Annotated in this window: 16 protein-coding genes and 1 tRNA gene; 8 read left to right on the forward strand and 9 right to left on the reverse strand. The window is 66.0% G+C overall.

Annotated features, from left to right (window positions below; all coding sequences use genetic code 11):
- Positions 1 to 212 precede the first annotated feature (212 nt).
- Positions 213 to 1,367 (forward strand): pentapeptide repeat-containing protein, encoded by a 1,155-nt coding sequence (locus LPC04_RS24555; protein WP_275684954.1) that lies wholly within the window; start codon positions 213 to 215, stop codon positions 1,365 to 1,367.
- Positions 1,368 to 1,603: 236 nt separating this feature from the next.
- Here the strand turns inward: LPC04_RS24555 and LPC04_RS24560 are convergent, their stop codons facing one another.
- The 4 genes from LPC04_RS24560 to LPC04_RS24575 all read right to left on the reverse strand — a co-directional run bounded on the left by LPC04_RS24560 (position 1,604) and on the right by LPC04_RS24575 (position 3,544).
- A complete protein-coding gene (locus tag LPC04_RS24560) occupies positions 1,604 to 2,149 on the reverse strand; it encodes a hypothetical protein (protein ID WP_275684955.1) in 546 nt (181 codons plus the stop codon).
- A gap of 67 nt (positions 2,150 to 2,216) precedes the next feature.
- A complete protein-coding gene (locus LPC04_RS24565) occupies positions 2,217 to 2,396 on the reverse strand; it encodes a hypothetical protein (protein WP_275684956.1) in 180 nt (59 codons plus the stop codon).
- A gap of 31 nt (positions 2,397 to 2,427) precedes the next feature.
- On the reverse strand, positions 2,428 to 2,631 hold the full coding sequence (locus LPC04_RS24570) for a YlcI/YnfO family protein (protein WP_275684957.1): 204 nt from the start codon (positions 2,629 to 2,631) through the stop codon (positions 2,428 to 2,430).
- 385 nt (positions 2,632 to 3,016) lie between these two features.
- The gene (locus tag LPC04_RS24575) at positions 3,017 to 3,544 is read right to left on the reverse strand and encodes a hypothetical protein (RefSeq protein ID WP_275684958.1); all 528 of its coding nucleotides are present in this window, start codon (positions 3,542 to 3,544) and stop codon (positions 3,017 to 3,019) included.
- Between the two features lie 276 nt (positions 3,545 to 3,820).
- Between LPC04_RS24575 and LPC04_RS24580 the strand changes: the two genes are divergently transcribed.
- A complete protein-coding gene (locus tag LPC04_RS24580) occupies positions 3,821 to 4,054 on the forward strand; it encodes a helix-turn-helix domain-containing protein (protein WP_275684959.1) in 234 nt (77 codons plus the stop codon).
- A 42-nt stretch (positions 4,055 to 4,096) separates the two neighbouring features.
- Here LPC04_RS24580 and LPC04_RS29095 read toward each other — a convergent pair whose 3' ends face one another.
- The 3 genes from LPC04_RS29095 to LPC04_RS24590 form a co-directional block, all read right to left on the reverse strand.
- Positions 4,097 to 4,297, reverse strand: coding sequence for an AbrB/MazE/SpoVT family DNA-binding domain-containing protein (locus LPC04_RS29095; protein ID WP_420854766.1), 201 nt, complete (start codon positions 4,295 to 4,297; stop codon positions 4,097 to 4,099).
- 283 nt (positions 4,298 to 4,580) lie between these two features.
- A complete protein-coding gene (locus tag LPC04_RS24585) occupies positions 4,581 to 5,339 on the reverse strand; it encodes a hypothetical protein (protein WP_275684960.1) in 759 nt (252 codons plus the stop codon).
- Between the two features lie 152 nt (positions 5,340 to 5,491).
- Positions 5,492 to 5,568 (reverse strand) — tRNA-Ile (locus tag LPC04_RS24590).
- Between the two features lie 149 nt (positions 5,569 to 5,717).
- Here LPC04_RS24590 and LPC04_RS24595 point away from each other — a divergent pair.
- Positions 5,718 to 6,260 carry a hypothetical protein gene (locus LPC04_RS24595; RefSeq protein WP_275684961.1) on the forward strand — a complete coding sequence of 181 codons (543 nt, stop codon included), beginning with the start codon at positions 5,718 to 5,720 and terminating at the stop codon, positions 6,258 to 6,260.
- A 34-nt stretch (positions 6,261 to 6,294) separates the two neighbouring features.
- On the opposite strand, the gene hrcA is transcribed toward LPC04_RS24595, so the two are convergent.
- Complete coding sequence (gene hrcA / locus LPC04_RS24600; RefSeq protein WP_275684962.1) at positions 6,295 to 7,332, reverse strand: heat-inducible transcriptional repressor HrcA; 1,038 nt, start codon at positions 7,330 to 7,332, stop codon at positions 6,295 to 6,297.
- A 103-nt stretch (positions 7,333 to 7,435) separates the two neighbouring features.
- On the opposite strand from hrcA, the gene LPC04_RS24605 reads away from it, so the two are divergent.
- The 5 genes from LPC04_RS24605 to LPC04_RS24625 all read left to right on the forward strand — a co-directional run bounded on the left by LPC04_RS24605 (position 7,436) and on the right by LPC04_RS24625 (position 12,659).
- Positions 7,436 to 8,308 (forward strand): NAD kinase, encoded by an 873-nt coding sequence (locus LPC04_RS24605; protein WP_275684963.1) that lies wholly within the window; start codon positions 7,436 to 7,438, stop codon positions 8,306 to 8,308.
- 130 nt (positions 8,309 to 8,438) lie between these two features.
- Positions 8,439 to 10,175 (forward strand): DNA repair protein RecN, encoded by a 1,737-nt coding sequence (gene recN / locus LPC04_RS24610; RefSeq protein WP_275684964.1) that lies wholly within the window; start codon positions 8,439 to 8,441, stop codon positions 10,173 to 10,175.
- Between the two features lie 31 nt (positions 10,176 to 10,206).
- The gene (gene rapZ, locus LPC04_RS24615; RefSeq protein ID WP_275684965.1) at positions 10,207 to 11,142 is read left to right on the forward strand and encodes an RNase adapter RapZ; all 936 of its coding nucleotides are present in this window, start codon (positions 10,207 to 10,209) and stop codon (positions 11,140 to 11,142) included.
- Between the two features lie 85 nt (positions 11,143 to 11,227).
- Positions 11,228 to 12,430, forward strand: a complete 1,203-nt coding sequence (locus tag LPC04_RS24620) for a hypothetical protein (protein WP_275684966.1) — start codon at positions 11,228 to 11,230, stop codon at positions 12,428 to 12,430.
- Between the two features lie 28 nt (positions 12,431 to 12,458).
- Entirely contained in the window at positions 12,459 to 12,659 is a 201-nt protein-coding gene (locus tag LPC04_RS24625) for a hypothetical protein (RefSeq protein WP_275684967.1), read from the forward strand.
- 20 nt (positions 12,660 to 12,679) lie between these two features.
- Here LPC04_RS24625 and LPC04_RS24630 read toward each other — a convergent pair whose 3' ends face one another.
- Positions 12,680 to 13,072 (reverse strand): VOC family protein, encoded by a 393-nt coding sequence (locus LPC04_RS24630; RefSeq protein ID WP_275684968.1) that lies wholly within the window; start codon positions 13,070 to 13,072, stop codon positions 12,680 to 12,682.
- Positions 13,073 to 13,081 lie beyond the last annotated feature (9 nt).

Raw genomic sequence — 13,081 nt, forward strand, 5'->3', positions numbered from 1 at the left:
CCGCAAGGCCTCCCTGAGCCCTTTCTAATGAGGCCCCGATACTGTGGCTGTTTGAACGAGCTGCCGACGCCACGCACTTTCACGAAGCGCACGGCGTTTCCACACGGCCTCGCTGCGAAGCGGCCGGCGTCTGCAGCTGTTTCCGGAGCGTACGTGAGACTGGCTCCGCGCCCAGTCATGTACCTGCGGGGGAGTCTTCACGCTTGCAAAGAATGCGGGACAAGGTGCGCCGGCAACTGGCCAGGGCTAATGTATTCTTCCAACGAATGGCAAATCCTCAACACCTAAAGCTCCTGAAAGAGGGGACATCAACCTGGAACGAATGGCGAGAGAGCAGCCCAGAGATTGTTCCGGATTTGTCGAATGCTGCCATTACCGGCTTGGAATTCGCCTTCGGGATCAATCTAGCTGGCGCTGATCTACGCGGCGCAGACTTGTCATCTTGTAGGCTTGCCGGCGCGAGACTGCAACGAGCCCAGCTTGAGGGGGCCAACCTCAGCAGCACGGAACTTCGCAAGGGCAGGCTGGAAGACTCAAATCTGAGCAACGCGAATTTGACCGGCGCCAACCTCTACGGAGCAATTCTGGATCGAGCGAAGCTGCGCAACGCCAAATTGGTCCGCTGCAGTCTCGACGTGGGGTCCATCGAGGACGCGACGCTTGAGGGGGCATCAATAGTTGACGTATACGTCGAAACCAATCCCTACGCAGGGGCCTACGGCAAGGCAGTCGCGTTGGCCCTGCTGGAGGCTCAAGACCTCGACAAGTTGTCCCCGGAAAGCGCCCCCTTTATTGAAAGCTTCGTAGCGGGCGCGTTTGACGCTGCGCATCGTTACTCAAAGGAGTTCAACCAGCAAGTGTTGCAAGCTCAGCTCGACCGAATTAAGCCTCTGACTTCGCTTTACAGGCGCAGCGGCGCGTTCAGCAGCGAACTCATACAGGTCGTCGGTGCTGTCGACTCCGGCCTCATTGAGTTCCTGAGGCGCAATCCGAAACGACTGCACGACATTCACTGGCGAGCATTCGAAGAAGTCATCGCCGAGATCCTCTCAAGCTTTGGTTGGTCGGTTCAGCTGACACAGCCCAGCAAGGACGGCGGCTACGACATTCTGGGCATTCACAAGGACATATCGGGGATTTCAAGTGCTTGGATTGTGGAGTGCAAGCGCTGGCATGAATCGGTCGGAATCGAAGTGGCACGCTCGCTGTACACCGTAAAAAACGAGATGCGAGTTTCCGGCGCAATTTTGGCGACCACATCAAACTTCACCCAAGGCGTGTTGGATTTCAAGTCGTCTCGCTATGACTTCGACCTCAAGAACTACGCTGCTATTGTGGAATGGCTGGGGCAGTACAAGAAGGGATGAGCTACCGCTTCGAAGCGTGTTGCTGCGTCAGCATGTGCTACCAGTGGCAGCCTTGCAACCCTAGCCGGACATGTCAGTCTCCCAGCTATTCCGATTTGCTGGACTCTCGTCTCATCGGAGGTGATTTTCTCGCCTATGAATTTGAAACTTGCAGCTTTCCCTTGCTCACGCTGAATCTGCAAGGTCAGCGGAATTAAGAGTTATCACATTCGGTCATCTTCTTGATGAATCGACAACTAGTTGAAGCCCATCTGACAGACAAGCTGGGCGTACTTGAATCGCGGATCAGCATTCGGCGGAGGCGGCTCAGAACCATCGACGTCACCCTCGAACCAGTCCATGCTCACCTGCGGGTATTGTTGCAATCGCGGGTTGGACATCTTGGTTCCTTGCTTGGATGCAGCCGCTCGCAGCGCGCCTTGACTGGCTTGAACGATGAGGCCGAATCTGTTGCCAGGCGACGTGCCTGGCCCGCGCGCGAAGAACTTGGTGCCCTCCTGGTAGGCGGACAGCGCAACGAGAGGCAGGCCGAAGGCCGTGTAGCCTGGCTTGACGGCGTAGTAGCTAATCGAGTCGGAAACGCTGTAGGGCTTCGCTTCGATCAGGCCGCGCTCTTGGAAGCTCTTGACGAGATGTTCAGCGTTGGCGGAGCCCAGACATTGGTATTTGGCCGCGATCTCGATCGCGCACGCGTGGCCGGCAAGTGCCAGAGCGGAAAGAAAGATTGCCGTGGATTTCAATAACGTCACCTCTTCATGGAGTGCAGCGGTTCGATCGTCCACCGATATCGCAACGCGCTCGTGTCGTGGGCCGGAACCCATTAGGCGCAGTCGATCTGAAAACTGGCCCTCAGCCAGCATCTTGCCCGCCCAAGTCGGTTTGAGCCGCGAGCAACTCACAAGCCGCCCTGATGGCAGCCGCAAGTATGAACGCTTCTGGCGCGATATTGGATGCCGCGGCAGCCCGAACCACCAGATCCAACAGTTCGTCTGTGATCGAAATGTCAATATCGACCAAGTTCGTCTGCATGGACACCTCCCGCAAAGCCGTCGTCGTGCGCTCAAGCCTCGCCTAAACGAGGCCTGCGATCCAATGTATCGTGAGACAGTTCGTCAGACGTCGAAGACTTGCTCAAGGCCTGGCGACGACGCGCGATCTCGGCAATGATTGCCTTCTCAAAGAAGGCCTGAACCGATTCGCCCGGATCAAGCACGCTTTCGATTTCGGCTCGCAGCTTGGGTTTGACATGAAATCGGTAGGGCATGGATGAGCGGTCGGGCATAGCTGAAATTTGCCATCAAGAGGGATCAACGGAAGCGCAAAGGCTCTTGTCCGCATGGCACTTGAACCGCGAGCAACGACCGAAAGCCCGTCGCAGCTTTGACCGAGACGCAACAGCCGCCATCGAGCCGCGGATCGGAGCCTCGAGCCCCGACGCAACGCGGTGACTTATCGGTTCCTTTTGAAACGCTGTGAAGGCTTCCGCCTTGACGGTGGGCCAACCAGAACAGACGCGTAGCGCGGGAACGCCTTCTCCATCTCGAGCACCTGCTCCTTCGTCATTGCGACACGTTCAGCCAACTTGGCGACCTTTTCGGCGACAGCGTCGGAAATGGTGACGTACTTGCCTGGACGGACCCGGATGCGCTTCATATCTTCGCCCCCTTCTTCGCATCGGATCGGCTAGCAGCCTCCTCCTCCCAAGCAAGCTGAAATCCCGTGAGACTGTCCATCTCTACCCGGTCCATCGAATCACAGAATCGTTGCCCCGCAGCGTCTTCAAAGACGGCAACCGACCGGCCACCCTTGGCGCCCTCAGTCGCTTTCCATATCTTCGAAATTCGGACTGGCGTCCAAGGTGCTTCTGCGGGCTCACGGCCAGGCCGCATCAGTTGCACGGAGACGGTGACGGTGCGTTCGTTTGACGGCGTCACGGCCAGGAGATCTGATGTCCACGCTACCAGCAGGTCGCGATAGACCCAATCGTCGTCTGCCTGCTCCTTGAAGCCGACGATGTACCACGGAGCTGGGAGCGTCAGTTCTACCGCCCGCCAGTAGGAATAGCCTGGAGGCGCTATCCCTGCGGGTACATGGTGAGCGAATTGGCGAGGTGCTCCAAACATGGTAGTGTCCTTTTGGCAATGCACTTCCAGCTTCTCGTCGAGGGAGAAGATCAAGCCTCTGAGAGGCTCGGCCTCGGGCGACACAAGCGGCGTGCGGGACCGCTCCAACGAACTTGCTCCCAGGGATCTTGGGTCGTCCAGCGTACCAAGTTGAGAATGCTTGGCTAGGCTACGACGCACCCGTCTCGAGTCAAACGCAGGTGCGCTGAACGCGGCAAAACGTGGCGACGATCTCGTGCGACCGAGCGGCAATCTGAGTGCCCGGCATCGGTTAAATGCTACTCAAAGTCTGTAGACTCAAAGTCTACACCCGACGGATGCTACGCGCCAATGAAGCGTAGCAATCGTCAAAGCGAATCAGCCCGCGCGAGGTTCGCTCGGAACCTGAAAACGCTGCGCATCCAACTCGGACTTTCCCAAGAGGCGCTCGCTGCCAATGCCGGCTTGCACCGGACATACATCGGGTCAATAGAGCGCGCCGAGCGAAACGTCTCCATCGACAACATGGAGCATCTCGCTACTGCGTTGAATGTCGACATCATCGATCTCCTTCGCGTGCAATAGCCAGAGAGCAAGCCGCTTCATCTCCCAGGCTGCCCTTTGTCTTCAACAGCCGCGACCTGGCTCGCGAACTGATCGGCACGAACGCGGCCAGGATCGATCGGCAGGAATCGGTCTGATCAGGATCGCTCCGCATGCGGCGATCTCCGGCGAAATCTGATCTCCGCGTCTGAGTCCCATCGCGGTACGAATCGATTTCGGAATGGTCACGGCGCCAGATCCGTTCAGCGACATCAAGAGAGACATTTGCGCGTTTCCGGTATCGGGTCAATCTTCCTTTGACGCGGATCGACTCGACCGATTGCATTCGTCAGCCGCCGTCTCAAGGCGCAAAGTCATGCGTGAGTTGCTCGACGACGCCAACCGTCTTGAGGCCGCTGGGCTGAGCCGGTATGATGACTATAAGTAGCATACTACTTTGGCATCAAATCCGGGAGAGTCCGTCGATCTCTCGCACTCGACGAGGTCACGATATGAAACGAGTCGACGAGTCCGCCCTCAGGGACTTTGATACGCTTCCGGACTCTGCCTACGTCCGCCTTCCCGTGATCACCGCGTTGGTGGGTGTTTCTCGTGCCACCGTGTGGCGTTGGACGAGGCAAGGCAACCTGCCTAAAGCCGTTCGCATCGCGGGAGTCAAGGTCGATGAGAGATGCAACTTCTCGACTGCGTACTTCATCACCTCTTGGTGGCTGGGCACGGAGGTGCGAGTGCCTTCCCAATATCGTCCAGCGAAGTGCGAGGCCACGGCATGGAGATGTTCGAGCATGGGTGTGCGCCGAGGAAACGCCGCACGCCATTCATCTGGAGACGAGACGTCGCCATCTCGCGATATCCAAGGGCCGGCCTTCGCCAGCGCCACTTGCCTGGACCACTCCAAGAACGAGTGCATGTCGACCAAGGTATCGGGACCGAGGTACTCGCTCGCGATCAGTGGCTTCATCTCTCCATCTCGAAGCGCTCGCAAGGCATCACGAAGGTTCCGCTTGAGGCAATCGATCGGACGGTCCTTGGCAGGGCCACCTATGAGCCGCTGCAGGGCATCGCCAATTTCCGAATGCCGCAGAGCACAGATCGCTGCCTCCGGGCTCGTACCGAGCGAGTCGGGATCCACGCCGCTATGGAGCGCGACCAAATGCCAGACCTCGTAGAGATCGCAGTTGGCCCATTTGCGCTTGGCCGCCTCATCGAGCCCGTGCGGACCGCGCTGCGGCTGGCTTCGATCCCTGTACGAGACCAACTCATCCAAACCCGATTCGAACTGCTGTATCGAACGTCGACTCGCCATGGTGCCTCCTGGACAAGGCAGCGCAATCGAACCGCAAACGGACTGGGTGCAGCGCGTTCCAATGCACACCAGAGCAACTACAACACAACCAACACACAGCGCTGCGACGTGCAACAGGCGTCAGTAGCTGCTCACCGGCAAAGCGGCATGAGTGGTAGGCCGTGTTGGACTTGAACCAACGACCAAAGGATTATGAGTCCTCTGCTCTGACCAACTGAGCTAACGGCCCACGAGCGGGCGATTGTACGGATGCGGGGGCGCGGGCGCGGGCGTGGCAGCCGGGCGAGTGGGAGATCTCCGCCCGGATTCCGGCTCTGTTCCGCGGTTGCGGCGGCGCGCCGTTCTTTAGCATGGCTGACACATTTGGAGAATGGCGCCATGTCCCTGTCCACCAGTTCCTCGACCAGCGCTTCCTACGCCGCCGTCAATTCCGGCGCCGCGGGCGGCAGCGGCGTGCTGCGGGCGATCGAGGATGTGCCGGGCAGGATCGCGACGGGGGTCGAGGACGTCGGCGAGGCGGTGGGCGAGGCCGCGAGCGCGACCGTGTCGTTCAGCGAGCGTGCGATGCAGGCGCTGGCCAATGGCGGCCTGGCCGTGGTGCATGGCATCGAGGACGTCGTGGCGTTCCCGTTCGAGATGGTCGCCGACGCGGCGGTCGGCGTCGAGCATGCGGTCGCGGGCGGGATCCACATGCTCGCGAACGGCGTCAACGCCGCCATCAATGGCGTCGATGCGGTGGCGCAGGGCGCGTCGACTGCGGTGCATGCGGTGGCCGTCGACCTGCCGGCGGCAATCGCCTCCGACGTGACCAGCGTGACGCAGGCCGCCCTCGGCGACGCGACCACCGTGGCGGGTGCGGCGGCGGGCGTCGCGGTGCTGACCGGCAGCTCGCCGATCGCGATGATCAAGTCGATCCTGTGACGCCTCGCGCGCGCGTGACGCGCGCGCCCGGGCCTCAGCGCTGCGACAGCGCGTTGCCCACCAGCTTGGACGTGATGTCGACGATCTGGATCATGCGGTCGTAGGGCATGCGCGTCGGGCCGATGACGCCCAGCGTGCCCACCACCTGGCCGTCGACCTCGTAGGGCGCCGACACCACCGACAGCGCCTCGAACGGCACGACGCGGCTCTCGCCGCCGATGAAGATGCGCACGCCCTCGGCGCGGCTGGAACCTTCGAGCAGGCGCATCAGCTGCGTCTTCTGCTCAAAGACGTCGAACATGTCGCGCAGGCTGCGCATGTCGTGGTGCAGGTCCTGCACGCCCAGCAGGTTGCGCTCGCCGGCGACGACGACCTGCTCGTCGCTCTCGGCGATGGCGTCGCTGCCGGCCTGCACCGCGGCGCGCATCAGCCCGGCGATGTCGGCGCTGAGCGCCTCGACCTCGGTCTTCAGGCGCTCGCGCACGTCGTCGATCGACAGCCCCGCGTAGTGCGCATTGAGGAAGTTCGTGGCCTCGATCAGCTGGGCCTGCGTGTGGTCGTTCGCGGTGATGATGACGCGGTTCTGCACGTCGCCATCGTGCGCGACGAGGATCACCAGCACGCGGCGCTCGCCCAGGCGCAGGAACTCGATGTGGCGGAACACGCCGGCCCGGCGCGGCGCGGTGATGACGCCCACGAAGCTTGACAGGTTCGACAGCATCGACGCGGCCTGCGCGATCACGCGCTGCGGCTGGTCGGGCTGCAGCTCGCGCTGGCCGCCGATCTCGGTGAGCAGCTGCGACAGCGTGACCTCGGCGTCGACCGGCCGCGCGGTGAGCATCGTGTCGACGAACAGCCGGTAGCCGCGCGCGGTGGGCACGCGGCCGGCCGAGGTGTGCGGGCTGACGATCAGGCCCAGCTCCTCGAGGTCGGCCATCACGTTGCGGATCGTCGCCGGCGACAGCTCCAGGCCCGAGGCGCGCGAGAGCGTGCGCGAGCCCACCGGCTGGCCGTCGGCGATGTAGCGTTCGACCAGGGTCTTCAGCAGTGTCTTGGCGCGCTCGTCGAGCATGGTTGCGATTGTACGGAGATGCCGCGCCAGCGGGCGCGCAACGCCCGATTTACCTGGGCGAACGCCCCGCCCGGCGCGGGGGTGCTGTGGTGTAATTCATCGCATGTCGACCCCCTTCCGTCACGTGGCGCTCTTCGGCAAGTACCAGGCCCAGGGCGTGCGGCCCATCCTGGAGGAGATCGCGCAATTCCTGGTGCGCGGGGGCGTCGAGGTGTCGGTCGATCATGACACGGCGATGAACAGCGACTGGCTCGACTACGGCGCGATGCGCATCGACGAGCTCGCCCAGGTCTGCGACCTCGCGGTGGTGGTCGGCGGCGACGGCACCATGCTGGGCATCGGCCGCGAGCTCGCGCGCCACGGCATCCCGCTGGTGGGCATCAACCAGGGCCGCCTGGGTTTCATCACCGACATCCCCGCCACCAACTGGCGCGAGGCGCTCGCGCCGATGATCAAGGGCGACTACGAGGCCGAGAGCCGGCCGATGATCGAGGGCGGCGTCTGGCGCGACGGCGAGCAGATCTTCCAGGGCTTCGCGCTCAACGACGTCGTGGTGCGCAGCAGCACGTCCAGCATGATCGAGCTGCGCGTGACGGTCGGCGCCGACCACATGGCCAACATCCGCTCCGACGGTGTGATCGTCGCGTCGCCCACCGGCTCGACCGCATACGCCCTCTCGGCGGGCGGGCCCATCCTGCATCCGGGCATCGGCGGCTGGGCGATGGTGCCCGTCGCTTCGCACACCTTGTCGAACCGCCCCATCGTGCTGCCGGACGACCAGGAGGTGCTGCTCGAACTGGTGCAGGGCAAGGAGGCCAGCGCGAACTTCGACATGCATGGCCTCGCCAGCATGCTGCTGGGCGACACCGTGCGCATGCAGCGCTCGCAGCACAAGGCGCGCTTCCTGCACCCGCGCGGCTGGAGCTACTACGCGACGCTGCGCAACAAGCTGCACTGGCACGAGGGCACGGCGTGACCGACGCGATGCCGGCGACTGCGCAGGCTCACGCGGTGAGCCCCGGCACCGGCATCCTCCGCGGCGCATGCCGTCCGGTCGTCGCCGCGGCACGTTCGTCCAACCGCAAACTTCATCTGCTCCCAAGACCATGCTGCGCCGCCTGTCGCTGAAAGACTTCGTGATCGTCGACACGCTCGAACTCGAGTTCGGCGCGGGCTTCTCCGTGCTCACAGGCGAGACAGGCGCGGGCAAGTCCATCCTGATCGACGCGCTGCAGCTCGCGCTCGGTGCGCGCGCCGAAGGCGGCGTCGTGCGCGAGGGCTGCGCGCGCAGCGAGATCGCGGCCGAATTCGACTCGCCGGCGTCGCTGGCCGGCTGGCTCGACGAGGCCGGCTTCGCCGTCGACGAGACGCTGCTGCTGCGCCGGGTGGTCGACGCGCAGGGCAAGAGCCGCGCGTTCGTCAACGGCAGCGCCGCCACGCTGACGCAGCTGCGGGAGGTGGCCGACCACCTGATCGACATCCACGGCCAGCACGCCTGGCAAAGCCTCACGCGTCCGGCCGCCGTGCGCGCGCTGCTCGACGACCAGGCCGGCATCGATGCCACCCCCGTCGCCACGGCCCACGCGTCGTGGGCGCAGGCGACGGCGGCGCTGGCGAGCGCGCGCGAGCGCCAGGGCGAGCTCGACACCGAGCGCGAGCGCCTGGCGTGGCAACTGGCCGAGGTCGAGCGGCTGTCGCCGTCCGACGACGAGTGGCAGGCGATCACCGCCGAACATGGACGGCTGTCGCACGCGCAGGCGCTGATGTCGGCGTCGCAGCAGGCGCTGGAGGATGTCTCCGAAGGCGAGCTCAACGCGCTGAAGATCGTCTCGCGCGCCGCCGCCGCGCTGCGCGAGGTGGCCGACTACGACGCCGCGCTCGCGCCGGTGATCGAGGCGCTGGACGGCGCCGAACTGCAGCTGCAGGACGCCGCGCACAGCCTCTCGAGCTACCTGAACCGCGCCGACCTCGATCCGCAGCGCCTGTCCGAACTCGACGAGCGCATGTCCGCCTGGATGAGCCTGGCGCGCCGCTTCCGCCGCTCGCCCGAGGATCTCGCCACCCTGTGGGGCGAGTGGAAGTCGGCGCTGGCCGCGCTCGACGCCGCCGCCGATCTCGCCGGCCTGCAGAAGCGCGTCGACGATGCCCTCGCGCGCTGGCGCATGGAGGCCAGGCGCGTGAGCGCGCGCCGCGCGGCCGCCGCGCCGCTGATGGCCGGCCGCATCACCGAGGCGATGCAGCAGCTGGGCATGGCGGGCGGGCGCTTCGACGTCGCGCTGGTGGCGCAGGAGTCGCCGCAGTCCTACGGCGCCGAGACGGTGGAGTTCCTCGTGGCCGGACACGCGGGCAGCACGCCGCGTCCGCTCGCGAAGGTGGCCTCGGGTGGCGAGCTGTCTCGACTGGCGCTGGCCATTGCGGTGACGGCGGCGCAGTCGTCGGTCGCCGCGTCCGAGGCCGATCCGACGCGCGTCGCGTCGACCAGCGTCGGCACGCTGATCTTCGACGAGATCGACGCCGGCGTCGGCGGCACCGTCGCCGATTCGGTCGGGCGGCTGATGAAGCGGCTGGGGCGTCACGTGCAGGTCATGGCGGTAACGCATCTTCCGCAGGTCGCGGCCTGCGGCGACCATCATTTCGTCGTCGCCAAGCGCAGCGTCGGCGGCAACACCACGAGCCAGGTCACGCCGCTCGCCGGCGAGGCGCGCGTGGCCGAGGTGGCGCGCATGCTGGGCGGCGAACGCAGCTCCGGCACCAGTCTCGCGCATGCGCAGGAGCTGATCGCGCAGGCCGTGGCGGTCGACGGCGGCGCGCCGGCGCCCCGTGGCCGCCCGGGGGCGCGCTGATGCGACAACCTCTCCATTTCAAGGAATTTCCATGAGCTCCGGCTCCGACGACCTCACGCCCGGCACGATCGCCGAACAGGCGCACGACATCGCCGAAGCGACGCGCGAGATCGTGCTGGTGACCGGCATCTCGGGCTCCGGCAAGTCCGTCGCGCTGCATGCGCTGGAGGACGCCGGCTTCTTCTGCGTCGACAACCTGCCGCCCGAGCTGCTGCCCGAGTTCCTGCGCCTCGAGAGCGAGCGCGTGGTGCGCCGCGTGGCGGTGGCCGTCGACGTGCGCACCGCCGGCTCGCTGCCGCGCCTCGTGCCGCTGCTCGAGAAGCTGATGAACGAGGGCGTCAAGGTACAGTCGGTGTTCCTCGACTCCAACACCGACACGCTGGTGCGCCGCTTCTCGGAGACGCGCCGCCCACACCCGCTGTCCAAGGGCCAGTTCGGCACCGACACGCACCGCGCGCTGATCGACGCCATCGAGCTCGAGCGCGAGCTGCTCGCCACGATCCGCGTGCGCTCGACGATCCTCGACACCAGCCAGCTGCGCCCGATTCAGCTGCGCCAGTGGATCCGCGACCTGGTGGGCGCGCGCTCGCACAACCTGTCGCTGGTCTTCGAGTCCTTCGCCTTCAAGCGCGGCGTGCCGCTGGACGCCGACATGGTCTACGACGTGCGCGTGCTGCCCAACCCGTACTACCTGCGCGAGCTGCGCCCGCTCAACGGGCGCGACGCGCCCGTGGCCACCTACCTGCGCGAGCAGCCCGAGGTGATGGAGATGCTGTCGCAGATCGAGACCTTCCTGCGCCGCTGGCTGCCCAACTTCGCCGACGACCAGCGCAGCTATCTCACGGTGGCCATCGGCTGCACCGGCGGCCAGCACCGCTCGGTCTTCATGGCCGAGACGCTGGCGCAACGCTTCTCGCCCGACGTGTCGACGCTGATCCGGCATCGAGAGCTGGACGCCGTCGAGTGAGGCCCGGCGGGTGAGCGGTTCATCGCCGGAGGACTCCATCCGCGGCGCCACGCATCCCGCCCTCTTCGTCGCGCTGGCGCCGCCGGTGCTGGGCGCGACCGCGCTGAACGGCTTCTGGCTTTGCAAGGGCATCCTGCTCGCGCTGGCCGCCCTGGTGCTTGAGCCCTCGTGGCGCGATGCATTCGCGCTGCTCGCCTCGATCGCCGGCATCCAGGGCGTGCTGGTGGTCTTCCGATCCTGGCGTGCGCTGCAGGCGCCCGGGGCCGAGCCGGCCAGCAGCGATCGCAAGACGCTCGTCGTCGTCGCCGCGCTCGCCGCGGCCGCGGCCGTCGTCCTGCTGTCGAACGGCGCGGTCGTCGGCACGCCGCCGCCTGTCGACGGCGACGCCGGCGCGATGGTCGATGCGCCCTGGTTTCCGTGCTTCCGGCTGGGCCTGTTGGCCCTCGGCGCGGCGTTGCTGTCGCTGGTGCCCGGCCCGTCGCGCGGCGCCGCCGATCAGCTGTGGTGGCGCCAGCTCCGGGGACGCGCCCGCGACGCGTCGCGGACGGCCGGCGATGGCGGACGTGCCGCCATGACGACGGCGGTCGACGTATCGGAGGGCATGGCCCGCCTCTTGCGCGGCGCCGCGGCGGCGCTGTCGTGGCTGGCCGTGCAAGCCGGCGCCTTCGCCGTCGCTGTCGCCAGGGGAGCACAGCATGCGATCGACAGCGCCGCGCACGCCCTCCTCGTGAGGGTGGCAACAGTCGTCTGGCCGTCCGACGGCGAGTCGTCCGACGCCGAAGGCGCGGCGTCCGCCGCAGCCATCGCGACGCGCCCGCGCCTGGGTGCCTTCCTGCTGCTGGCCGCACCCGTCCTCTATGCCGCGGTGCCGCTCGGCGCGCTGCTCCTGGAGTACGGCATCACCTTGTTGATGATGATCGTGGGCTTCGTCGTGCTCCCGTTGATGCTGCTCGCCGCGGCCGGCCTGGCGGCGCTCGTTCGGCTCTGGTGGGCCCTGCTCGCCGACCGCGTCGCGCCGACCTGGGCCCGGGCGTTGACGATGCTGACGCTGCCGCTGGCCGCCGCCATGGCCCGGGCGCTGCACGACACCAGTGACCGCCATCTGCTCGCCATGGACATCGTCGTCGCCAGGGTGCACGTGACGCCGGCGACCGTGGCGGTCGGCGACGGCGTCGTCCTGCTGCTGCTCCATGCGCTGCCGCGTTGGCCGCTGGGCGTGGAGCGCGCCACTCGCGTGGCGTTCCTCCTGGTTGCGATCGCCGTCGCCGGGGCGCGGTTCGCCGCATGAGCCGCAAGAGCAGCGTCACCGTCGCGGCGTGGCGGACCTGCAGATCAGCCCCGCCCAGGTCCAGTTCGCCGGCCCGATCGCGCGCGGCGTCGCGGCCTGCGAGGCCGGCGATCCCGCCGACGTGGCCGGGTTGGCGATCCGCGCCGATGGCGACGTCGTCCGCTGGGGGGCGCTCAAGCGCGGCGGCGCCGCACCCGACCGGGTGGCGCGAGAGGCGGCCGTCGACTGAGCTCGCTCACCGCGCGGGGCTCAATCCGTGCTCGCCTCGGGCAGGCGCTCCGAGAAGTGCCACAGCACACCGGACGGATCGAACACGTACGACACGCGAAAGCCCCACGGCTGCATCGCCGGCGCGGTCGGCGCGCGCACGCCGAACGTGCCCGGCAGGTCGAGCGCCTGGACATGCGCCCACCACGCGTCGAGGTCGTCGACCAGCAGCTGCATCATGAAGTTGTCGGCCCACTGCTGCTGGAAATGGTTCTGCAGGATGAAGCTGCCCGTGCCGATCCCGAAGATCGCGACGCCGACGTCGTCGACCTGCTTCTCGAAGCCGAGCACCTCGTAGAAGCGCTTGGACAGCGCGTAATCCCTCGCGGGGACGAACGGGCGGGGCGTCTCGGTGCCGGCGGGCAGCAATGGCATGTCGGTCTC

The organism is Scleromatobacter humisilvae (genome assembly GCF_023231945.1).
Classification (GTDB): domain Bacteria; phylum Pseudomonadota; class Gammaproteobacteria; order Burkholderiales; family Burkholderiaceae_C; genus Scleromatobacter; species Scleromatobacter humisilvae.

Excerpts from the sequence above, each read along its gene's own strand:
- hrcA (WP_275684962.1), bottom strand. The coding sequence starts at position 7,332 with ATGCTCGACGAGCGCGCCAAGACACTGCTGAAGACCCTGGTCGAACGC.
- LPC04_RS24605 (WP_275684963.1), top strand. The coding sequence starts at position 7,436 with ATGTCGACCCCCTTCCGTCACGTGGCGCTCTTCGGCAAGTACCAGGCC.
- recN (WP_275684964.1), top strand. The coding sequence starts at position 8,439 with ATGCTGCGCCGCCTGTCGCTGAAAGACTTCGTGATCGTCGACACGCTC.
- LPC04_RS24565 (WP_275684956.1), bottom strand. The coding sequence starts at position 2,396 with ATGCAGACGAACTTGGTCGATATTGACATTTCGATCACAGACGAACTG.
- LPC04_RS24580 (WP_275684959.1), top strand. The coding sequence starts at position 3,821 with ATGAAGCGTAGCAATCGTCAAAGCGAATCAGCCCGCGCGAGGTTCGCT.
- LPC04_RS24630 (WP_275684968.1), bottom strand. The coding sequence starts at position 13,072 with ATGCCATTGCTGCCCGCCGGCACCGAGACGCCCCGCCCGTTCGTCCCC.
- LPC04_RS24595 (WP_275684961.1), top strand. The coding sequence starts at position 5,718 with ATGTCCCTGTCCACCAGTTCCTCGACCAGCGCTTCCTACGCCGCCGTC.
- LPC04_RS24555 (WP_275684954.1), top strand. The coding sequence starts at position 213 with ATGCGGGACAAGGTGCGCCGGCAACTGGCCAGGGCTAATGTATTCTTC.
- rapZ (WP_275684965.1), top strand. The coding sequence starts at position 10,207 with ATGAGCTCCGGCTCCGACGACCTCACGCCCGGCACGATCGCCGAACAG.
- LPC04_RS24570 (WP_275684957.1), bottom strand. The coding sequence starts at position 2,631 with ATGCCCTACCGATTTCATGTCAAACCCAAGCTGCGAGCCGAAATCGAA.
- LPC04_RS29095 (WP_420854766.1), bottom strand. The coding sequence starts at position 4,297 with ATGTCTCTCTTGATGTCGCTGAACGGATCTGGCGCCGTGACCATTCCG.
- LPC04_RS24585 (WP_275684960.1), bottom strand. The coding sequence starts at position 5,339 with ATGGCGAGTCGACGTTCGATACAGCAGTTCGAATCGGGTTTGGATGAG.